Source organism: Streptomyces sp. NPDC058231, from assembly GCF_042882275.1.
GTDB lineage: Bacteria > Actinomycetota > Actinomycetes > Streptomycetales > Streptomycetaceae > Streptomyces.
Genome location: NZ_JBHVWN010000027.1, coordinates 17,541 through 38,850 on the forward strand (window position 1 = coordinate 17,541; position 21,310 = coordinate 38,850).

18 protein-coding genes and 1 pseudogene are annotated in these 21,310 nt (G+C 70.6%); 8 read left to right on the top strand and 11 right to left on the bottom strand.

Annotated elements, in window-relative coordinates; genetic code table 11:
* Nucleotides 1-144: 144 nt before the first annotated feature.
* A pseudogene (locus ACFVXE_RS19535) lies at nucleotides 145-401 on the bottom strand (transposase); the annotation flags it as partial.
* Between the two features lie 672 nt (nucleotides 402-1,073).
* On the opposite strand from ACFVXE_RS19535, the gene ACFVXE_RS19540 reads away from it, so the two are divergent.
* Nucleotides 1,074-1,232 (top strand): hypothetical protein, encoded by a 159-nt coding sequence (locus ACFVXE_RS19540; RefSeq protein WP_389672514.1) that lies wholly within the window; start codon nucleotides 1,074-1,076, stop codon nucleotides 1,230-1,232.
* Here ACFVXE_RS19540 and ACFVXE_RS19545 read toward each other — a convergent pair.
* The 7 genes from ACFVXE_RS19545 to ACFVXE_RS19575 all read right to left on the bottom strand — a co-directional run bounded on the left by ACFVXE_RS19545 (nucleotide 1,229) and on the right by ACFVXE_RS19575 (nucleotide 11,847).
* Entirely contained in the window at nucleotides 1,229-2,752 is a 1,524-nt protein-coding gene (locus ACFVXE_RS19545; protein WP_389672516.1) for an aldehyde dehydrogenase family protein, read from the bottom strand. The two genes, ACFVXE_RS19540 and ACFVXE_RS19545, sit on opposite strands and share 4 nt — an antisense overlap.
* Nucleotides 2,753-2,855: 103 nt before the next feature.
* Nucleotides 2,856-4,106 carry a GAF domain-containing protein gene (locus tag ACFVXE_RS19550; protein WP_389672518.1) on the bottom strand — a complete coding sequence of 417 codons (1,251 nt, stop codon included), beginning with the start codon at nucleotides 4,104-4,106 and terminating at the stop codon, nucleotides 2,856-2,858.
* A gap of 99 nt (nucleotides 4,107-4,205) precedes the next feature.
* Nucleotides 4,206-4,799, bottom strand: a complete 594-nt coding sequence (locus ACFVXE_RS19555; RefSeq protein ID WP_389672520.1) for an N-acetylmuramoyl-L-alanine amidase — start codon at nucleotides 4,797-4,799, stop codon at nucleotides 4,206-4,208.
* 51 nt (nucleotides 4,800-4,850) lie between these two features.
* A complete protein-coding gene (locus tag ACFVXE_RS19560; protein WP_389672522.1) occupies nucleotides 4,851-5,867 on the bottom strand; it encodes an acetamidase/formamidase family protein in 1,017 nt (338 codons plus the stop codon).
* On the bottom strand, nucleotides 5,864-7,351 hold the full coding sequence (locus ACFVXE_RS19565; RefSeq protein ID WP_389672524.1) for an APC family permease: 1,488 nt from the start codon (nucleotides 7,349-7,351) through the stop codon (nucleotides 5,864-5,866). Before ACFVXE_RS19565 ends, ACFVXE_RS19560 begins: the two co-directional genes overlap by 4 nt.
* Before the next feature lie 273 nt (nucleotides 7,352-7,624).
* Complete coding sequence (locus ACFVXE_RS19570; protein WP_389672525.1) at nucleotides 7,625-8,962, bottom strand: SWF or SNF family helicase; 1,338 nt, start codon at nucleotides 8,960-8,962, stop codon at nucleotides 7,625-7,627.
* Nucleotides 8,959-11,847, bottom strand: coding sequence for a DEAD/DEAH box helicase (locus tag ACFVXE_RS19575; protein WP_389672526.1), 2,889 nt, complete (start codon nucleotides 11,845-11,847; stop codon nucleotides 8,959-8,961). Before ACFVXE_RS19575 ends, ACFVXE_RS19570 begins: the two co-directional genes overlap by 4 nt.
* A gap of 268 nt (nucleotides 11,848-12,115) precedes the next feature.
* Between ACFVXE_RS19575 and ACFVXE_RS19580 the strand changes: the two genes are divergently transcribed.
* The 3 genes from ACFVXE_RS19580 to ACFVXE_RS19590 all read left to right on the top strand — a co-directional run bounded on the left by ACFVXE_RS19580 (nucleotide 12,116) and on the right by ACFVXE_RS19590 (nucleotide 14,050).
* Nucleotides 12,116-13,213, top strand: a complete 1,098-nt coding sequence (locus tag ACFVXE_RS19580; protein WP_389672528.1) for a fatty acid desaturase family protein — start codon at nucleotides 12,116-12,118, stop codon at nucleotides 13,211-13,213.
* Nucleotides 13,214-13,308: 95 nt separating this feature from the next.
* Nucleotides 13,309-13,491, top strand: a complete 183-nt coding sequence (locus ACFVXE_RS19585; protein WP_359114556.1) for a hypothetical protein — start codon at nucleotides 13,309-13,311, stop codon at nucleotides 13,489-13,491.
* A 16-nt stretch (nucleotides 13,492-13,507) separates the two neighbouring features.
* Complete coding sequence (locus ACFVXE_RS19590; protein ID WP_389672529.1) at nucleotides 13,508-14,050, top strand: MOSC domain-containing protein; 543 nt, start codon at nucleotides 13,508-13,510, stop codon at nucleotides 14,048-14,050.
* A gap of 116 nt (nucleotides 14,051-14,166) precedes the next feature.
* Here ACFVXE_RS19590 and ACFVXE_RS19595 read toward each other — a convergent pair whose 3' ends face one another.
* Nucleotides 14,167-15,099, bottom strand: coding sequence for a hypothetical protein (locus ACFVXE_RS19595; protein ID WP_389672531.1), 933 nt, complete (start codon nucleotides 15,097-15,099; stop codon nucleotides 14,167-14,169).
* 118 nt (nucleotides 15,100-15,217) lie between these two features.
* A complete protein-coding gene (locus tag ACFVXE_RS19600) occupies nucleotides 15,218-15,517 on the bottom strand; it encodes a hypothetical protein (RefSeq protein ID WP_389672630.1) in 300 nt (99 codons plus the stop codon).
* Between the two features lie 119 nt (nucleotides 15,518-15,636).
* On the opposite strand from ACFVXE_RS19600, the gene ACFVXE_RS19605 reads away from it, so the two are divergent.
* Nucleotides 15,637-16,539: an oxygenase MpaB family protein gene (locus tag ACFVXE_RS19605; RefSeq protein ID WP_389672533.1), complete on the top strand. Its 903-nt coding sequence runs from the start codon at nucleotides 15,637-15,639 to the stop codon at nucleotides 16,537-16,539.
* A gap of 20 nt (nucleotides 16,540-16,559) precedes the next feature.
* Here ACFVXE_RS19605 and ACFVXE_RS19610 read toward each other — a convergent pair whose 3' ends face one another.
* On the bottom strand, nucleotides 16,560-17,159 hold the full coding sequence (locus tag ACFVXE_RS19610) for a class I SAM-dependent methyltransferase (RefSeq protein WP_389672534.1): 600 nt from the start codon (nucleotides 17,157-17,159) through the stop codon (nucleotides 16,560-16,562).
* Nucleotides 17,160-17,330: 171 nt separating this feature from the next.
* Here ACFVXE_RS19610 and ACFVXE_RS19615 point away from each other — a divergent pair, with 171 nt between their 5' ends.
* From ACFVXE_RS19615 to ACFVXE_RS19625, 3 genes are all read left to right on the top strand, one after another.
* On the top strand, nucleotides 17,331-18,200 hold the full coding sequence (locus ACFVXE_RS19615) for an MHYT domain-containing protein (protein ID WP_389672536.1): 870 nt from the start codon (nucleotides 17,331-17,333) through the stop codon (nucleotides 18,198-18,200).
* A 61-nt stretch (nucleotides 18,201-18,261) separates the two neighbouring features.
* Nucleotides 18,262-20,871, top strand: coding sequence for a nitrate- and nitrite sensing domain-containing protein (locus ACFVXE_RS19620; RefSeq protein ID WP_389672538.1), 2,610 nt, complete (start codon nucleotides 18,262-18,264; stop codon nucleotides 20,869-20,871).
* On the top strand, nucleotides 20,868-21,305 hold the full coding sequence (locus ACFVXE_RS19625) for a roadblock/LC7 domain-containing protein (RefSeq protein ID WP_389672539.1): 438 nt from the start codon (nucleotides 20,868-20,870) through the stop codon (nucleotides 21,303-21,305). Before ACFVXE_RS19620 ends, ACFVXE_RS19625 begins: the two co-directional genes overlap by 4 nt.
* Nucleotides 21,306-21,310 lie beyond the last annotated feature (5 nt).

Sequence of the window (21,310 nt, forward strand, 5' to 3'; positions counted from 1 at the left end):
GACCAGCCGACCGAGGTGACTGATCCAGCCAACTTCCCTTCCCTTGTCGTCCACTGGAGATACGCACCTAGAATCCCCTCGTGGTCGTCTGGCGCTTTCACCCCTTCTGTGCGCCTCCCAGGGATGGCGGCTTCGGCAGGTGATTCCTTGGCGGCGTGGCCACGGGGTTGTTGACTTCTTCGTCCGTCGTTTTGCGGGGCCCGGCTTGCCGACCGTGTGCACGTCATAGCGTGGAGCGGGCGGGGTGTTCTTGCGACCGGATGGTCGGCCCGGGCCGGGCGGGAGGATTTCGGTGCTCCGGCAGGGGAGGCTGCCGCTTTCGGGCGGAGGTGCAGGAAATCGCGGCGGACTCGGGCGGGAGCAAGCTTGACGGGCGGACTCGGTCTCTCCCGCGGCCGTCGCAGGAAGCCACACTCGACGTCTCTGGGGCGGTCAACCATACGAAGGGCTCACCACGTCCCGCAGAACAACGTAGGGAAGCGTGGCAGTTCCTCAAACAGATCCTGCCGGACAGCACCCTGCGCCGCAGCTACTCGCGGTATTTCTCGTCCGACGCCGGTCGTTGAGCTGAACCGGATTATCGTCTTCGCCTAAAGTCCCCCTTGTTATGGCGCGCTCTGGCGACATTCCGTTAACCGGGCCTAAGCTTAAGCTTAGGAGGCCAGTCTGTCGGATTCCGCTATCCGATCCGCCCGCTTCACTTCCTCCGTACTCTTTGCGCTCGGCGCACTGAATGCTTGGTCCGGCCAGACGGCTGGGGAGTACGGTGCCATGTCCACCGGGCTGTGCATTTGCGTCTGTGCGGCCGGCCTGTTCGGCGAGGACCTACTGCAACGCGGCTACCACCGCGACCGGGCCGTCCTCGCACACATCGCGGCGCACCCCGGAGCAGCAAGTCGGGGCGTGGTCGGCGCCATTGGGGTTCATGAGCGTGTCGTAGCGCGAAAAACTTGACCGCCTCACGGGTGACGATCTGCTGGTGTTCGTCACGGACGACGCGACCCCAGCCCTGCGCTCATGTCAGTTGGCCTCCTGGCCGAGGCCAGACCGGGAAGCTATCGGATTCTGCTGGGGTGGCGAACAACATGGACCACGATCGCCGGTTGGCCAAACCGGCGATCGTCGTGGCCATTGAGGAGTTCGCATCGGCTGCGCTTGGCGGTGGTGACGCATGCCTCGAAGGGCTCCTGACTGGTAAAAAGCCTGGTCAGGCGCCATTTTTCTGTGGCTAGAAGAAGCCCAGCTTCTTGGCGGAGTACGACACCAGAAGATTCTTCGTCTGCTGGTAGTGCTCCAGCATCATCTTGTGGTTCTCCCTGCCGATGCCGGACTGCTTGTAGCCGCCGAACGCGGCGTGGGCCGGGTACGCGTGGTAGCAGTTCGTCCAGACCCGACCCGCCTGGATCGCCCGGCCCGCTCGGTAAGCGGTGTTGATGTCCCGGGTCCAGACGCCTGCCCCGAGCCCGTACAGGGTGTCGTTCGCCGTCTTGATCGCGTCGTCGAAGTCCGCGAAGGAGGTGACCGCGACCACCGGGCCGAAGATCTCCTCCTGGAAGACCCGCATTCGGTTGTCGCCCTCGAAGATGGTGGGCTGGACGTAGTAGCCGCCGGCCAACTCGCCGTCGTAGTCGATCTTCTGACCACCCGACAGGATCTTCGCCCCTTCCTGCTGACCGATGTCGAGATAGGAGAGGATCTTCTGCAGCTGATCGTTGGAGGCCTGGGCGCCGATCATCGTGTCCGTGTCCAGCGGGTGCCCCGGTACGATCTGCTCGGTGCGGGCGATGCCCGCCTCCAGGAACTCGCTGTAATGCCCGCGCTGGATCAGCGCACGCGACGGACAGGTGCACACCTCGCCCTGGTTGAGGGCGAACATGGTGAATCCTTCGAGGGCCTTGTCGCGGAAGTCGTCGTCGGCCGACCAGACGTCGTCGAAGAAGATGTTCGGGGACTTGCCGCCGAGTTCCAGGGTCACGGGCTTGATGTTCTCGGAGGCGTACTGCATGATCAGCCGCCCCGTCGTGGTCTCGCCCGTGAAGGCGATCTTCGCGACACGGGGACTGGAGGCGAGAGGCTTGCCCGCCTCCGCGCCGAAGCCGTTGACGATGTTGACGACACCGGGCGGCAGCAGATCGGCGACCAGGCTCAGCCACACATGGATGGAGGCAGGGGTCTGCTCGGCCGGCTTGAGGACCACCGCGTTACCCGCGGCGAGCGCCGGGGCGAGTTTCCAGGTCGCCATCAGGATCGGGAAGTTCCACGGGATGATCTGGCCGACCACACCGAGTGGTTCATGGAAGTGGTAGGCGACCGTGTCGTCGTCGATCTCGCTGAGCGAGCCCTCCTGGGCGCGCAGCGCACCCGCGAAGTACCGGAAGTGATCGATGGCGAGCGGGATGTCGGCGGCTAGTGTCTCCCGTACCGGCTTGCCGTTGTCCCAGCTCTCGGCGACCGCCAGTTCCTCCAGATGGGCCTCCATCCGGTCGGCGATCCGGTTGAGGACCGAGGCACGGTCGCCGGCCGCGGTGGCCCCCCAGGCGGGTGCAGCGGCGTGCGCCGCGTCCAGGGCGCGCTCGACGTCCTCGGCCGTGCCGCGGGCGATCTCGGTGAACGGGCGGCCGTTGACGGGGCTCGGGTTCTCGAAGTACTCGCCCCGGGCCGGCGGGACGTACGCGCCGCCGATCCAGTGGTCGTAGCGGGACTCGTACGAAACGATGGCGTCCGCGGTGCCCGGCGCAGCGTATCGGGTCATCTCTGTGGCCTCCTGGATCCGGTGCCGCCCGCCTTTGGACGGCCCTCGGCGCGAGGCTAGGGGCGGGGACGTTGCAACCTCGTTGCGCCCGGGCGCGGAGCGTTCAGCGTTGTTCGGCGTCGATGGCGCGGGCGCCGGCCAGCAGCGCCGGCCGTTGCCCGGGGGGCGCGGCCGCGGCGAGTGCCTGCCATACCGGAAGGTCGTCCTCACCCCAAGGGCTGTACGCCCAGTCAGCCAGCAGCACCGGGTCACCACGCGCGATCAGCGAGGCCCGCAGCTGATCGTCGAGACGGCGCCGCAGCCGGACGACCGACGGTGCCTGCGAACCCGGCAGCAGCGGTCCCGCGTACGCACTGAGCGCCGCGGCCACGGCTCCGGAGGCCAGCCTGCGTGCCACGGTGTCGAAGTCGGCGTCGACCGGCGCGGCGAACCGGTAGGGGCGGGAGAGAAGCAGTTCGGGACCGAGCAGCCGTCGCAGCCGGGAGAGTTCCGCCCTCAGCGTCACCGGGGTGACCGACTCGTCCTCGTACAGTTCGACGAGCAGCTCCTCGCCGCCGAGGCCCTCCGGATGGTGGGCAAGCGCCACCAGGATCTCGCTGTGGCGCCTGCTGAGCCGGACCTTGCGCCCTCCCGCGATGAGCAAGGCCTCGTCCCGTCCGAGCGCGTCGAGCTGAACGGACTCGCCGGCCGGCGCGGGTGCCAGCAGCGCGAGGTGGGACTCGGCGGCGCGCGCCACCGCCTGGACGAACGCCAGGCTGTGCGGATGGGCGAGCCGGTTGCCGCCGGTGATGTCCACGGCGCCCAGCACCCGTCCCGTGTGCGGATCGTGCACCGGAGCCGCGGCGCAGGTCCACTGCTGGACCGGCCGCAGGAAGTGCTCGGCGGCGAACACCTGCACCGGCCGGTCCACGGCGATCGCGGTTCCCGGGGCGTTCGTCCCCGCCGCGGACTCCGACCAGCGGGCGCCCTCCACGAAGTTCATGTCCCCCGCCCGGCGCCGCGCCGTGGCATGTCCCTCGACCCAGAGCAGCCGGCCGTGCGCGTCGCACACCGCGAGAAGGTGCTCGCCGTCCGTCGCGTACGCACTCATGAGCTCGCGGATCACCGGCATGGTGCGGGCCAGCGGATGCCCCTCCCGGTACGGCCCCAGCTCGTCCGCCCCCAGCTCGACCCGGGCCGCACCGTCCGGGCTGACCCGCGCCCGCGCGGAGCGGCGCCATGACTCGCCGACCACGGACCGGACCGGACGTTCCAACCGTCCCGCGGCGGTGAACACGTCGTGGGCGTGGCGCAGTTCACCGAGCCGCTCGCCGGGGTCAGTGCCGGTGGCCAACGCCACCCAGGGGTCCGTCAACTCGCCCTCCCGTGCAAGGTGCCTCGTGCACCCCCATCGTCGTCGCAGCGGGGCTCTGCGACAACCTCGGTGCGGAGAGTAATCGGACCGGTCTCGGGGTCAGCCGGTGCTGAAGAGGTTGACGAGGCGGATGTAGCGAACCCAGTCCCAGTCGGGGCCCGGGTCTGTGTGGTCGGTGCCGGGTACCTGGGCATGGCCGAGGATGTGCGCACGGTCCTTGGGGATGCCGTAACGGTCGCAGACCGATGCGGTCAGCAGCGCCGACTGCTCGTACAGAGCATTGGTGAAGTACGCCGGCTGGTCGACCCAGCCCTCGTGCTCGATGCCGATGCTGCGGGTGTTGTAGTCCCAGTTTCCCGCGTGCCAGGCGATGTTCTTCTCCCGGACGCACTGTGCGACGTACCCGTCGGCCGATCGCACCACGTAATGCGCGGAGACCTGCTTCGCCGGATTCTGGAAGATCCCGATGGCGTCGGCGAAGGTCTCCTGCGTGACATGGATGATCACATACTGCACCGGATACGCCGAAGGGCGCGTCGAGGCGGTGTAGTTGGAGGTGGACGCGGGCGTCCAGTGGGCCACCGGGTAGTCGGTGCTGCCCGCCGTCGAGGAGGCCATGGCGCGGGTGGACGCCGGGAGCAGAGCGGCGGCCGCGGTCGCCGCGCCGCCCTGAAGGATTCTTCTGCGGTGCATGAACGCTCCTGTGTGTGGGGGAGGGGAGAGGGAGCCGGTGGGTCTGCCGGTTCAGGAGCCGGACAGCACCGCGGCGGTCTCACGAAGGTGGCGGTGCAGGCCGCGGTGCGGGTCCCCCGCGGGGAGCCACTCCTTGCGGATCTTGGCCACGCAGGTGTAGTTGGTGTCGCAGACATTCGCCAGCGGAGCCTCGCCCGCCTGACTGACCAGCTGGTACGCGTCCAGCTCGGAGAACCCGTAGTCACGTGCCAGCCACTGCACCAGGTCCAGCTGCGAGATGCGGAAAGCATCTTCGAGGGGGCGGGCGGAACCGGTCGAGATGAGATGGGTGTCCGACTCGATCCGCGGCCATGGCGTCGCCACCCCTTTGAGGAGCTCCACCAGCACCACGGTGTTCATCGCGCACTCCACCGCGACCCCGCATGTCTCGCCCTCGCCCTGCCGGGCATGTCCGTCGCCCAGGCTCAACAGCGCTCCCTCGACATTGACGCCCAGGAAGCAGGTGACACCGGCCCGCATCTCGGGTGTGTCCATGTTCCCGCCGTGGGCGTCGGGCACCAGCGCCGACCGTACCTCCAGATTGGCGGGCGCCACCCCGACCGTGCCGTGCATCGGGTCCATCGGCAGCTCGATCCGGATGTCGCTGTCCCGGGCGCTGAACAGACAGGTGCGGCGGGCCCGGTCGAGCTGCCACATCCACACCACCTCGGGCAGCGGGGCCTGCAGCGTGGCCGTCGTGTGGGTGGAGGTGAGGGCGCCGAACAGCGGCACGGTCGTGGACGCCGCCCAGTCCCTGGCCGGCTCGACCGACACGAAGTGGACCGCGACGGTGTCGCCGGGCTCAGCCCCCTCCACATGGAACGGGCCGGTCTGCGGATTGAGGAACGGGAACTCGCACACGGCCGAGACCAGGTCCTTCTCCGAGCGCACCCGGCCCGCGAAGCAGTCCTCCGTGTACACGTCGAGGAAGGTGCCGGGCTCGATGCGGGCCACCGGTGCGGCGCCGCCGAAGGTCCACGCGTAGTCGCCCTCCTTGGGGCGCACGGTCAGGATCCGTGGGTCGTTCATCCTTGTTCTGCTCCTGTTCCGGTGTCGACGAAGGCCTCCGGGGCCTCGTCCAGATGGATGCGCCCGGTCTGCGCCACCCGCTCGGGGTGTCTGCGCACGAGCACCATCAGCACAACGATCCCGATCACCATCCAGACACCGACGACAGGGCCGGCGTACGAGATCGGGGCGCTCAGCTCGGAGACGAAGTCGAAGGCGGGGATCCCCGCGGCCGTGAGCAGCGCGGGGACGAACGCCGCGATACCCAGCACCGGGAAGAGGAGGTGCAGGACGGGGTTGAAGGCATCACGACGGCGCCGCAGGAAGTACCCGGCGCAGGCCAGGTTGACGACGATGTACACGCCGATGATCACGGTCACGATGACGGTGGCCAGCAGCACGAACGCGGTCACCGGGTCATAGCCGAACCCCAGTCCGAGCGCCGCGCCGACCGCGATCACGAACTGGACCGCGACACCCGTGACGGGGGAGCGGCGGCGCGGATGGAGCCGCGCGAACGCATGGGGGAACACACCGATGCGGCCGAGCGCGAAGGCGGTACGCGTCGACACGTTCGCGCACGCATTGGCGTTGGCCACGGTCGAGTTGACCACGGCGAGGAAGAGCAGCACCCAGAACAGCCCGAACGAGGCACGCGCCACACCTTCCCATGACGCCGAGCCCGAGGCGCCGAATCCGGCGAACCGGTCGGGCCCGAAGTACACGGACATGGCGTACGTGGTGAGGACGTACACCAGGCCGATGGAGAGTGCGGCGCCGAGTACCGCCTTGCGCATGGTGCGCCGTGGGTCCTTCGTCTCCTCGGCGAGTGGTGCGGCCGCCTCGAAGCCCGCGAACGCCAGTACGGTGTAGACCGAGCCGGCGAAGATTCCGCTGATGCCGACGTAGCCGTCCGCGGTGTGCGACGTACCGAAGACCGACAGGGTGTTGTCCGAACCCGCCTGCCCGATCAGCAGCACCGCGAACACGACGAAGACCAGCACCTCGAAGATGCCGAGGACGGTGCCGAACCGGGCGGAGGCCCGAACCCCGAAGTAGCCGGCGAGCGCGATGATCACCGCGCCCAGCAGCGACCACGGCCACCACAGATCCGCCGGATACGACGGCCACTCCTGGTGCAGGGTGCCCGCCGTGGTGAAGCCGAGCTGCAGCAACAGCAGTGCGGGCACCAGCGCCTCGACGAAGACATAGCCCCAGCCGACGAGGAACCCGACGCCCGGATGCAGGCCCTGCGCGGAGTACGTGGCGACCGAGCCGGCCGCCGGCAGATGACGGGCCAGCTCCGCGACACAGGAGGCGGTGAACAGGCAGGCCACCAGTGCCACCAGGACGGAGAGCGGCAGGCTGCCGCCTGCGAACGCGGCTCCCGACGGTATGGATGCGGCGATGGCGGCCGCGGGCGCCATCGCCGTGATGCTCTGGAAGAGAACTTCGCGCAGCCCGACGGCGTTGCGCAACAGCCCGGGACCCGATTCCCCCGACATCCCCGTGACCCCCCTCTGGTCCGTTGACCGGAATGCGTTGTCCGATGTACGGCCGAGCGTCTCGCGCGCCCTACCGTACGACCGCGACGCGAGTGACGGAAGACGGCAGGCGGACGAAAGTCGTTGCACCGAGGGGGAGTTGAGAAGAGTCGGCTGGCGGGTGGGTGGTCCGTCCGCTCGGTCGGCGCACCGGTTTCGGGCAGGGCCGGCGAGGTGAGCGCGGCGGGCGGCCCGGCCCGGCGTACGAGGGGCGCCGCCGTCGGGCGGAGCCGGTCATCCGTCGCCGAGCGCCACCGCCAGCGCCGTCGCGGGGTCGTCGTCCGCCGGGCCTGCCGGGATCCACCGTCCGTGCTCCTTGCGGTACGGCCACCAGCGTCCGTCCCGCCCGAACCGCAACTGTACGTCGCCATCGGCCGCCGTCCAACGGTTGGCGGCGGCGCGCAGCCGCGGGCGATCCCCCTCCTCCCATGCCGCGGCGAGCCGGGCGCGGGCACGGGCGAGGGACTCCGGATCCGGTGTCCACTCCTCGTCCAGCACGGTGAGCGCGGCAGCCCCGCCGTGGCCCCAGGCGCGCACCGCCACGTCGAGCGCGGTCCGTTGCCGCCCCGATCCGGTGGCCAGCCGTGACACGATCCACGGTTCCGGACGGGCGTCCGCGGTCAGCCGGACGGCGTCCTGTTCGGGCGTCAGCCCGTCCTGCACGGGCTGCTGTTCATGGCTCGGCGACAGAGCGTCCGCCAGCATGCGGTAGGCACGTACCGCACTGTCAGCCGCCAGTACCTCCAAAGCTGCCGGATCGAGGCCGGGTTCCGGTCCGGTCTCCGTGTCCAGCGAAGGCGCGGGACCGGGCTCCGCCGGCAGCGGCGGGGGAGCGGGCAACGGGGGCAGGATGTCCCGCGCAGCGAACGCCTCGTCCGCCGGAACGCCACGCCTGCGGTCGTTCTCCTCGTCGGACGGGTTCGCCGCGGCACGGGCCGCGATCCGCACCTGGAGCTCGTCGAGCAGCCGACGTTCGCCGCGGCCTCGCACCAGCAGCAGCACGAAAGGGTCCTGGTCCAGCAGCCGCGCCACCTGGTAGCAGAGGGCGGCGGAGTGCGGACAGTGGTCCCACGCCTCGCAGGTGCACTCCGGATCCAGATCGCCGATGCCCGGCAGCAGCTCCACTCCGGCCGCCGACGCGTCCTCCACCAGATGTGGCGGCATCTCCCGGTCGAGCAGTGCCGCGATGTGTCCGGCCCGGTCGACCGCCATGTCCAGGAACCGGTCCCACTCCTCCTCGCTCAACTGCTGGAGCAGCACATCGCTGCGGTACGCGGTCGTGTCCTGGTCGTGCACGACCGCGGTGATCCTCCCCGGCCGCACCGACACCGCGCCGACCCTGCCCTCGCGGGCGAACCGGCGTCCCTTCCTGACCTGTTCGCCGTCGAGTGCCGTGTCCTCGAGTGCCTGCAGCCATGCCCGGCCCCACCAGGACTCGGCGAAGCCGCGGCCCCGCGCGGGTGGCAGCGCGGTGAACGTCCGCTCCTGCCCCGGCACCGCCTCCTCGGCGCTGCCTCCGTCGGTCTCGTGGCCGGGATCCTCGTACCCGTCGTTCCCGTATGCGTCGATCATCGCGCGCCCCCTCGCAGCTCGACCAGGTCCGCCAGTTCCGCATCGGTGAGTTCGGTCAGCGCGGTCTCCCCGGAACTGAGCACCGCGTCGGCGAGCCCCTGCTTGCGGGCCAGCATGTCCGCGATCCGGTCCTCGACCGTTCCCTCCGCGATCAGTCGGTGGACCTGCACGGGCTGGGTCTGCCCGATGCGGTATGCCCGGTCGGTGGCCTGCGCCTCGACCGCCGGGTTCCACCAGCGGTCGAAGTGCACCACATGGCCTGCCCGGGTGAGGTTGAGCCCCGTACCGGCGGCCTTCAGCGACAGCAGGAAGACCGGTGTCCCGCCCGCCTGGAAGCGGTCCACCATTGCCTCGCGCTCCGGGACAGGGGTACCGCCGTGCAGGAACTGGGTGCGTACACCGCGCGCCGCCAGATGGCGTTCGAGCAGTCGCGCCATCTGCACGTACTGGGTGAACACCAGCACGCTTCCGTCCTCGGCGAGGATCGTGTCGAGCAGCTCGTCCAGCAGTTCCAGCTTCCCCGAGCGGCCGGCGACGCGCGGCTGTTCCTCCCTGAGGTACTGCGCCGGGTGGTTGCAGATCTGCTTCAGCGCCGTCAGCAGTTTCACCACGAGTCCGCGTCGGGCGAAGCCGTCGGCGCCGGAGATCTCGGCCAGGGTCTCCCGTACCACCGCCTCGTACAGACCGGCCTGTTCAGCCGTGAGTGACACCGCGTGGTCCGTCTCCGTCTTCGCCGGCAGTTCCGGGGCGATGCCGGGATCGGATTTGCGCCGCCGCAGCAGGAACGGGCTGACCAGAGCGGCGAGCCGCTCGGCCGCCGCGGGGTCGCCGCCGCGCTCCACCGCCCGGGCGTACCGCGAACGGAATGTCCCCAGCCGGCCCAGCAGCCCGGGGGTCGTCCAGTCGAGGATCGCCCACAGTTCGGAGAGGCTGTTCTCCACGGGCGTGCCGGTGAGGGCCACCCGCGTTTTCGCACCGATCGTGCGCAGCTGCTTCGCGGTCGCCGAATACGGGTTCTTGACATGCTGTGCCTCGTCGGCAACCACCATGGACCATCCGGCGCCGGCGAGTTTCGCGGCGTCGAGCCGCATCGTGCCGTAGGTGGTGAGGACGAACTCGCCGTCCTCCAGGGCCTCCAGACCGCGGGACGCCCCGTGGAAGCGGCGCACCGGTGTGCCGGGGGCGAACCTCTCGATCTCCCGCTGCCAGTTGCCCATCAGCGAGGCCGGGCAGACCACCAGAGTGGGTCCGGCGGTCTCCTGGAGGACCTGCCGGTGCAGATGCAGGGCGATGAGCGTGATGGTCTTTCCGAGGCCCATGTCGTCGGCGAGGCAGCCGCCGAGGCCGAGTGAGGTCATGGTGTGGAGCCAGTTCAGCCCGCGCAGCTGGTAGTCGCGCAGTGTGGCCGCAAGCGCGGTGGGCGGGCCGACCGTCTGCCGCTCACCCGATTCGGGTCGGGCGAGCCGGGCCCGCAGCCGTTCCAGCCAACCGGTGGCCTGCACGTCGACCCGGCGGCCGTCCACCTCGGCGGAACCGGTCAGTACGGCGCCGAGCGCCTCGATCGGGGTGACCTTGCGGTCCTGCGCCCGGCGGGCGCGGCGTACGTCCTCGGGGTCGACGAGAACCCACTGGTCGCGCAGCCGGACGATCGGCCGGCCGGCCTCGGCAAGCCGGTCCAGCTCAGTCCGGCTGAGCTTCTGGTCGCCGAGTGCGAACCGCCAGTTGAACGCCAGCAGAGCGTCGGCCGACAGGAGCGAGGGTGTGTCGGACGCGGACCGCGCGTCGTGGGATTCGCGCTCACCGTCGTGATCACCGTCCCCCTCGTCCGGCGGGCCGATCACGGCGCGGGCGGTGAGGGTCCGGGCCAGCTCCTTCGGCCAGTGCACCTGGACCCCGGTCGCGGCGAGCGCCCGCGCGGCGGAACCGAGCAGTTCGGTGATCTCGTCGTCGGCCGGTTCGACGGCGTCCGGCACGGCCGCCGACAGCAGCGGGGCCAGGGGTGGCCAGGCACGGGCGGCCCGGCGCAGGGCGAGGAGGGCGTCCATCCGGGCCCGTGGGCCGAAGCCGTTCGCGCCGCCCGCCCAGACGGCGGCGGCATCGGCGACCAGCGTCGGATCGCTGACGCTGTGGATCTGCAGGACCGCGCGGAAAGTGGGTCCGCCACCGGTCTCGTCGTACGTGTGGCCGCCGCCCGCGCCGCAGAGCTCGATGCGCAGTGAGAGCCGCACACCCGCGTCGTGGCCGGCCGCCACATCGGCGGCCCAGGCGCGCTGCTCCGGAAGATGCTGCGGGGCGTCGGCGGCGAACGCCGGGCTGCCGGTGGCGAACGCCGCGGCGGGTGTGCGCGGCAGACCGTCCGCCACGGCGTCGAGGAACTCGCGCAGCAGCCGCTCCGGCTCGGGCAGCAGTACGGGTTCCGCCGACGCGTCGAGTGGTACCGCGTGGGCGGTGGGCGGCATGGAGGCGGCGAGGTCGCGGATCCGATCGAGGTCGGCGGCGGTCAGCGGACCGGCCCGCCAGGCGTCGTGGTCGGTGGCGCTCAGTCCCGGCAGCAGGAGTCCGCGGGCCGCGAGTTGCAGCGAGAGGAGCGCGGCCGCACCCCAGAACGCAGCCGCGGAAGAGGCATGTGCCGAGGCTCGTGCGCGGGTCAGCACCGGCAGGGCGTCGCGCACCGGCAGCAGCAGCGCCTGGACTCCGTACGGGCGGGCATCGGCTCCGACGACAGCCAGTTCCCCGATCGTCCCAGGGGCGTCGGGCGGGCTGCTGCCGTCCGGATTCCAGAAGGCCATACGACCGGTGCGGGCAGGGTCCGAGGGCAGAAGGACGACGGAGCAGCGGGAGAGCGCGGAGATCTCGGCGAGGGTCGCCGCGGGAAGCCTGTGCACAGCGATGTCAGATTCCTCAAATTTGACTAGTGGGGGCCCAAGGTCGCCGAGGGTACCTCAAGCGCACGCCGCCCGGGAGCCGGACGGCCGTGACCCAGGTCACGTGGCCGGTCTCCGTGAGCCGTCGGGTGCAGCCAGCACCACCCTGCGGGGAGGGGGCTGCCCCCCCGCATTCCCGGGTGGTGGCGCCATGGCTGCCGCGGATCCCCTGCCCGTACGTTTCAACAGGTCAGAGCAGATCTCAGCCCTCCCAGAGACCGGAGACGACATGCCCCAGGCCGTAGCCACCGTCGCGGACCACGCTCGCGACCGTGCCGGAAGCACGGACAGCGCGGGAGGTGTGGGGGCGGCCGGGAACGGGGACGCTGCCGGCGGGTCGGGCAGCGACTTCGCACCGCTCTTGCGGGCCGTCAAGGCACAGGGACTTCTGGAACGGCGCACCGGATGGTACGCGGCGCGCATCGCCACCAATCTCGCCGCCCTGGGCGCAGTGGTCACCGCCCTGGTCCTCCTCGGCAACACCTGGTGGACGCTGCCGCTCGCACTGCCGCTGGCGATCGTGTGGTCGCGGACCGCGTTTCTCGGTCATGACGCCGGACATGCCCAGATGACCGGCGACCGCAGGGCGAGCCGGATCATCGGTCTCGTCCACGCCAACCTGCTGCTCGGCATGAATGAGGCCTGGTGGAACGAGAAACACGTACGCCACCACGCCAACCCCAACCACATCGACAAGGACCCGGACGTCGGCGTCGGAGCCCTCGTCTGGACTCGGAAGCAGGCGGCGCAGCGCGAAGGGATCGCCCGTGCGCTGACCCGTAACCAGGCGCGGTTGTTCTTCCCGATGCTGCTCCTCGAAGGCATCGCCCTCAAGATCTCCGGCTTCCAGTTCCTGCGACGGCAGCCCGTCCGCGAGCGCGGCCTGTCCGCCCTGCTCCTCGTCAGCCACCTCGGGCTGTACGCGACTCTGCTGCTCGCCGTCATGTCGCCCGGCAAGGCCGTCGTCTTCGCGCTCGTGCACCACGCGCTGTTCGGGCTCCACCTGGGAATGGCCTTTGCGCCGAACCACAAGGGAATGGAGATGCCCGACCCGGAGGGCGACCGCTGGGGACATCTTCAGCGGCAGGTCCTGACCTCGCGAAACGTGCGCGGTGCGGTGCTGACCGACTGGTTCCTCGGCGGCCTCAACTACCAGATCGAGCATCACCTCTTCCCGAGCATGCCACGCCCCCACCTGCGCCGGGCACAACCCCTGGTACGGGCCCACTGCGAGGCTCTCGGCATGCCGTACGCGGAGACCGGCCTGATCGAGTCCTATCGGCAGGCCCTGCGGCACATGCACGAGGTCGGCGAGCCGCTGCGGTGAGCCGGCCGGTGTCCGCGGCCGCGAACCGGAACCGATGGGGACGCACGGGCGTTCTCACAGCAGGAGCGGCTTGAGCCGCGTAGGAGGCAGGGACGATGTCGAACAGCGCAAAGATTGCCATCGGGGGAGTGGTCGCGGCAGTCATCCTGATGCCGTTCATCGGATTCTGGCTGTCACTGCTGGTGCTGATCGGAGTGCCTGCGGTGGCCTATCTGATGCTGGATCCCTCCCAGCGGCGCAGGCTCCGCAGGATCACCCGCAAGGAAATAGGTCGTTGAGAGGGGTTCTCCGTAGATGAGCGGAACAGTCACCGCGGTCAGTAGTAACGGCACGTACACGTTCACCAAGCCCAACCGTGCATGCATCACCCTGCTGGCCGGACTCGGTGTGGAGGGGGACGTGCACGCGGGAGTCACGGTGAAGCACCGCTCCCGGGTCGCACAGGATCCCACGCAGCCGAATCTCCGGCAGGTCCACCTCATCCACGAAGAACTCTTCGACGAACTGCGCGCGGCGGGCTTCGAGGTCGCCCCCGGCGATCTCGGGGAGAACGTCACCACCCGCGGCGTGGACCTCCTCGCCGTGCCTGTCGGCACCCTGCTGCACCTCGGCACCGAAGCCGTGGTCGAGGTGACCGGACTGCGCAACCCGTGTGCGCAGATCGACAACTTCCAGCACGGGCTGCTGAAGCAGGTCGTCGGACGGGACGCAGCAGGCGGCATCGTGCGCAAGGCGGGCATCATGGGCGTCGTCGTGACCGGGGGGACGATCCGGCCCGGAGACACCGTGAAGGCCGACCTGCCCGCTGAGCCGCACCGCCCGCTGGAACGCGTCTGAGGTCCGTCCCGTGAACCGTGTCGGCCGGGCGGATCACGGGATCACCCCGGCACCGGGGCAAGTGCTCTCGGCGCCGGGAACTCGAAGCCGCCCGGCCGACGGCCGAGCGCCGTGGCTCAGGAGGGGCGCACCGCCAGCGTGTCGAGTGCTTTCAGCAGGGTGGGCAGCTCCGTCCCGCGGCCGACCGGCAGGACCTCGCCGGGTTCCTCGTCCAGAAGAATGAAGGCGATGTCGTCGGTCCTGGCGACCAGGGACCAGCCGGGGCCGTCGGCGCGCAGGGTGCGGGCGTCGCCCGGCGCGAAGGAGGAGCGGATACGGCCGGGCGGCGGAGGACTGTCCACATACGCATGGGCCTCCGCGAGAGCACGCCGGACACCCGGGTGCGCGCCGGAGGGCGCGCCGTCGTCCGTGCTCGTCTCCCCGCTCTTCTCCCCGGCGTCGGTTTCCCCTTCGGCGGGCGCCGGGCCGGGGGAATCCGCACCGGCGATGTCGGCGGTGTCCGGTTCCGCGGCATCGGCCCCGTCCGCGCCGGCCGCCCCCGCGAACGCCGTCGCGTCGTCGATCTGCTCGCGCCAGGCCGCCCACTGCAACGCGATCTCATCAGCGCCCATCCGTCGCTGTGCCGGTCCCCACGACTCCGTGTCGGGCGGGCTCAGCGGCGTCAGATCGTCCTCCCCGGCCTCCGGCTCCGGGTCGTGCGGTGCCGGCACCCCGGGCGCGGCGACCGCCAGTGCGAGTGGCCAGCCGGGCAACGCGCAGACCACGGAGCGGTCGTCGGGGGAGAGGTCGTACTCCATGCCGCAGTCCCAGGAGGCGATCGCGACCGCGACCAGGGACACGTCATCGATGACGACGGTCCACCTGGCCCCGCCGCCGTCCTGGCCGAGGACGAGTCCGTAACCCTCTGCATACGGTTCGAGGCCGAGTGCCGCGCATGCGGCCGGGTAGTCGTCGCCGAACACGCTCGGGAACTGCGCGGGTGTCAGCAGCACCGCGGTCAGCACATACAGCGCGTCGTCCTCGGCGACTGTGTCGTCCGTCCCGGCCACAGCACCCTCCTCGTCCCTCATCGTTTTCCGTCGGCGCACCTTAACCAGTGGGTAACCCGGTCGTCGAGGCCCTGACGAGGCAGAACCCTCCGGGCCGTCACCGAGTGGACGCCGCGGTTCAGTCGGCGGACAGTCCGAGGAGCGTACGGGCCACGGTCCGCGGTGACTGGCCGCGCTCACGCGCCAGTGCGGTGACGGCCCGGCAGGCCAGCTCGTTGACGCCGAACGAGAGCGCCTCGGGCGACACCCAGCCGCTTGCCTCGTCCATCCGCTCCTGGTCGTCCTCCACGGACGCCGCGACATAGGTGGCGGCCGCGTCGAACAGATTGTGCTGCTTGCGCTGCCTTTCCCCACGCGGCGGTGTGGCGCGCTCGCCCTTCCGGCCGGGTGACACAGCCTTCCGCAGACTGCTGAGCATGTCGATCATGGGGGACCGCCTTTCCGGGAAGTCGTGCACGCATGGTGCGGTCGCACGTACTTACGGTCTTACCCCGCCACATAGAATTGGACCTTCGGCCGAGGAACGGGGGCAGTGCAGTGAAGCGATACGACCGGCTGAAGGAGATTCAGCGGCTCGATCCGGAGCGGGACTTCCTGGAGATCTACCGACTCACGGTGACCTACGAATTCCCCTGGGACATCACCAGGGCCCTCGAACTGGCCCTGTACCGCACTTACGCGGTCCCCGCCATCGGCCGGCTCCTCGCCGAGACGGCCGAGCTGACGGACCGTTCACAGAAGCGGTACGACGACACCGCACTGCTCCTGGACGCCGTCGTGGAGCACGGCTTCGACAGCGATCCGGGACGCACGGCGATCCGCCGGATCAACCAGATGCACCGCAGCTACGACATCAGCAACGACGACATGCGCTACGTGCTGTGCACGTTCGTGGTCGTCCCGAAACGGTGGCTCGACAGCTATGGATGGCGCAGGCTCACCGGCCACGAACTGCGTGCCTTCGCCGTCTACTACCGCACTCTGGGTGCCCACATGGGCATCAATGACGTGCCGCAGACGTACGAGGAGTTCGAGCGCACCCTCGACACGTACGAGGACGAGCACTTCGGCTGGGACGAGGGGGCACGCAAGGTCTCCGACGCCACGCTGGCGCTCATGGGTTCCTGGTATCCGGCGCCGCTCGCACCCGCCGTCCGGAAGGCCGGCCTCGCGCTCCTCGACGATGCGCTGCTGCGGGCGTTCCGATACGAACGTCCTGGTCCCCTTGCCCGCGGTCTCACCCGCGGTGCGCTGCGGCTGCGGGCGCGGGCCGTGCGGCTGCTGCCGCCCCGGTCCACCGCGCACCACGCGCGCCAGAACCCGGAGATCAAGGGCTACCCGGACGGTTACGAGGTCGGCGAACTCGGTACGTTTCCCACCCCGGGTACCGGCGGCTGCCCGATTCCGCACAAGCGGCGTCCGGATACCCCGGTCGAATGAGCACGTGAGCCGGGTCCGGATCAGTCCGTCCGTACGGCACGTGCGAAGAACCGCGCGTCCTCGTCGGTGTACGAGACCAGTCGCCAGCCCGAACGCGCCAGCAGTGGACGGAGCCTGGGCTCGGCCCGCAGATCGTCGTCCGTGATCCGGCGGCCGTGTCGCGCGGCCAGCGCGGCCCGGCCGATCGGATGGAACAGCGCCAGCTGCCCACCCGGCCGTACCGCGCGGGCCAGCTCCGCCAGCCCCGGACCGGGAGGCGACAGATGCGAGATCAGCCCGGCACCGAACACCGCGTCGAGGACCCCGGCCTGCAGCGGCAGACGGGTGACGTCGGTGAGGAGCAGCTGACCGCTCCGGTCGCGTCCGGCCCGGCCCGCGGCCTCCAGCATGGCCGGGGTGAGGTCGGCTCCCAGGACCCTGCCCCGTGGTCCGACGGCCCCACGCAGCGCGGGCAGCGCCCGTCCCGTACCGCAGCCCGCGTCGAGGACGGTGTCGCCGGGGCGTAGCCCGAGCGCTCCGACGGCCGCGGCGTACGCCGGACCGTCGTCCGGGAACCGGTTGTCCCAGTCCGCGGCACGTGCGGCGAAGAAGTCCTGGACCTGCGTCTGGTCGTCAGCCATACCGACATGATCGCGCATGAGCAGTCGGAGCGAAACGGAGTGAAACGGACGGGATTGGCCTACATGTTCGAGCACGGTGCGATCGTTCGGGGCTATTTCTCTGTCATGTTTCGTCAGCTTTCGAAATGCGCCCCAGGCGCGCGCCCCCGGGGCGACTAGCGTCCCCGAGTCATGGGACACCTGGACCACGCCACCTTCGGCTGGCTGACACCTGTGCTGTCGTACGCGATGGCAGCGATCGGCGCGGCGCTCGGACTGAGCTGCACCGTGCGCGCACTCGAGACGAGCGGCCGGTCGCGCCGCAACTGGCTGCTCACCGCCGCCTCCGCCATCGGCAGCGGCATCTGGACGATGCACTTCGTCGCGATGCTCGGATTCGGTGTGACCGGCACCGACATCCGCTACGACGTGCCGCTGACCCTGCTGAGCCTCCTCGGCGCCATGGTGGTGGTCGGCGGCGGGGTCTTCGCCGTCGGATACAGCCGCGACCGGACCAGGGCGCTCCTCATCGGCGGGTTCGGCACCGGGCTCGGCGTCGCCAGCATGCACTACCTCGGGATGGCGGCGCTGCGGCTGCACGGCACGATCCACTACGACCCGCTGCGGGTCGTACTCTCCGTCGTGATCGCTGTCGCCGCCGCGACGGCTGCCCTGTGGGCGGCGCTCAACATCAAGTCACCGCGTGCCGTCGCACTCGCCTCGCTCGTCATGGGCGCGGCGGTCAGCAGCATGCACTACACAGGAATGCTGGCGGTCGGCGTCCACGTCACACCCTCCGGCAGCGAACTCCCCGGTGCGACGACGATGCAGTTCATCTTTCCCCTCGCTGTCGGGCTGGGCTCGTACCTCTTCCTGACCTCGGCGTTCGTCGCCCTGTCCCCGTCGGCCGGGGAGCGTGCCGCATACGTCTCCGCCGAGCGCGCCGCGGAACCTTCCGACACGTACGCCGGAGGCCCCACGCGATTCACGAAGCGCGCGGGCGAACCGGGCACACGTCGTGGTTCCGGCGGTCCCGACGTCGTCCCGTCGGCGACGCCCTGACATCACGGCACAGCACCCATTCTTCACTCCCGCCAAGAACCACATCCGGAACGAGGAGGCCATGCGCCCACCCCGCACGACCCCGGACCCCGGCGCGACGACCGCCACCCGGCCCAGCTCCTCGCCCGCGGCCCGCGGACGCCGCGCACACGCGGGACCGCCCGCCGACGAGAGCGCCGAACGCGACGCACGGCTGCTGCTGACGCAGGACACATCCGGGCCCCGCGGACGACGGACCCTGCGCCCGAGGACCGTACGCGCCAAGATCATCTCGTTGCTGATGGTGCCCGTCGTCTCGCTGCTGGCGCTGTGGGGCTTCGCCACGGTCAACACCGCCCAGGACGTGGCACGACTGAGGCAGTTGCAACGGGTCGACACGGAAGTCCGGGCCCCCATATCGACCGCTGTCGCAGCGCTCCAGGCCGAGCGCAGAGCCGCGCTGCTCCAGACCGCCGCTCCTGGCGGCGCGCACGCCGCAGCACTGGAGCAACGGGCCGGACGGACCGACTCCGCTCTCGCCGCACTCCGACTGGACAAGCACCACACCATCGCGGACACCGGGAATCTCCCGGAGGGCGTCGCCGACCGTCTCAACCAGTTCCTCGACAGCACCGGCGCACTGCGTACCGCGAGCGGCCACGAAGGGAGCCGGGAACGCGACCTGAGCGCCGTGTACGACCGTTACACCGAGGCGGTCACCGCGGGCTTCGCCGTCTTCGGCGCCCTCACCGGGATCCAGGACGACGCGGCGGGATCCGACGCCCGCGTACTCCTCGAACTGGCACGCGCCGACGAGATGCTGGCACGTGAGGACGCCCTGCTCGCCTCGGCCGCCCTCACGAAGAGCCTCGACGGCCGCCGGCTGGTCCAGTTCACCGGGGCGGTGGAGACGCGCAGGAACCTCGTCGAGACCGCGGGCGCCGATCTGCCGGCCACCGAACGGGCCACCTGGCGGAAGTTCACCGCCCGGTCCGCGTACCACCGGATCGAAACGGCCGAGGACACCGTGCTCACGGCGCGTCCCGGCCGGGCAGCCGCCGGGGCGGTGTCCGCCGCCGACTGGGATCCGGCAGCCGCGAGCGTACGGAGTGAACTGCGCACCATCGACGACGGTGCGGCGGGACGCGTGGCCGACCGGGCCGATCCGCTGGCCGGCGGACTGCTCACCCCGTCCGGGGCAGCCGTCCTCTTCGGCTTCGTCGCCGTCGCCGCCTCGCTGGTCATCTCCGTGCGCATCGGCCGGGCTCTCGTCGTCGAACTCGTCAGCCTCCGCAACAGCGCCCTGGAGATCGCCCGCCGCAAGCTGCCGCGAGCGATGCAGCGGCTGAGAGCGGGCGAGGAGCTCGACATCCAGGCCGAGGCGCCGCCCGGCCCCGCCTCCCAGGACGAGATCGGCCAGGTCGGTGAGGCTCTCGGCACCGTGCACCGGGCCGCCCTCAGCGCCGCGGTGGAACGCGCCGAACTCGCCGACGGCATCTCCGGGGTCTTCGTCAACCTCGCCCGGCGCAGCCAGGTGCTGGTCCACCGCCAGCTCAATCTGCTCGACAGCATGGAGCGCCGCGCCGACGATCCCGACGAGCTCAGCGACCTTTTCCGCCTGGACCATCTGACCACCCGAATGCGGCGGCACGCGGAGAGCTTGATCATCCTCTCCGGAGCGGCCCCCGGGCGCGCCTGGCGGATGCCCGTACCGCTGACCAATGTCGTACGCGCGGCCGTCTCCGAGATCGAGGACTACGCCCGGGTCGAGGTACGGCAGCTGCCCGACGCCGCGGTCAAGGGCACCGCGGTCGCCGACCTCACCCACCTGCTGGCCGAACTCGTCGAGAACGCAGCACAGTTCTCGCCCCCGCACACCAAGGTGCGGATCACCGGCGAGCCTGTCGGCAACGGCTACGCCCTGGAGATCGAGGACCGCGGACTCGGCATGGGCAGCGAGCTCCTGGGCGAGGCGAACCGGCGCATCGAGCAGGCGGAGGCGCTCGACCTCTTCGACAGCGACCGGCTCGGACTCTTCGTGGTGAGCCGCCTCTCGGTCCGGCACCACATCAAGGTCAAGCTGCGCACCTCACCGTACGGCGGGACGACAGCGGTGGTCCTGCTGCCGACCGCACTCCTGCAGGGCGCACTCCCGGCCGGCGCGGAGGACGCCGAGAAGACATCGGTCGAGCGTCAGCACGCGAGCGACCCCGTGACGTCCGGCGCCGCAGCCGTCCCCCGAGCGGTGCGTCCCCAGACCACGGCGTTCCCCGCCCCGGTACCCGTACCCGCATTGGAGTCCCGGACCGGTCCCACGGCCGGAGTCACCTCGCTGCGCCCCCGCTCCCGCAGGACGGACGGGGACAGGGTGGAGGACCGGGCCGAGGGCGACGGCAGCGAGACCCGGGGGAGTCATGAGAACCAGGGCGACGGCGACGAAGGTCTGCCCCGCAGGGTGCGGCAGGCCAGTCTCGTCCCGCAACTGCGCGAGGAGCCCCGGTCGGAGCCGGTCCGCAGCGGGGGCGGCAACGGCGCGGACGGACCGGCGGCACGCAGCCCGGAACAGGCCAGGGACCGCATGACCGCCTATCGCAACGGCTGGGTGCGCGGCGGGGGCCCGGTACCCGGCACGCCGGTGCCTCGCCGGACCACCACCGAACCCCGCCCCCGCAGCGAAGGAGACGATGCATGATCGCGAACGAGTGGACCGAGGCGCGCCGAACGTCGGGCGAACTCGACTGGCTGCTGGACGACCTGGTCGCCCGGGTCGGCGAGGTCCGCCACGCCGTGGTGCTCTCCAGCGACGGCCTGGCGGTGGGTGCTTCCAGTGCGCTGAGCCGCGAGGACGCCGAGCATCTGGCCGCGGTGGCCTCCGGCTTCCACAGCCTGGCGAAGGGAGCCGGAAGGCATTTCCAGGCCGGCGAGGTGCGCCAGACGATGGTCGAGATGGACGAAGGCTTCCTGTTCGTCGTGGCTGCGGGAGACGGCTCCTGCCTCGCCGTACTGAGCACGGCCTTCGCCGACATCGGCCTGGTCGCCTACGAGATGGCCCGGCTCGTCAAACGGGTCGGCGAGCATCTGCGGACGCCGCCGCGGCTCTCCGTGCCCCCCTCCGCGGCCGGCTGAGGGCG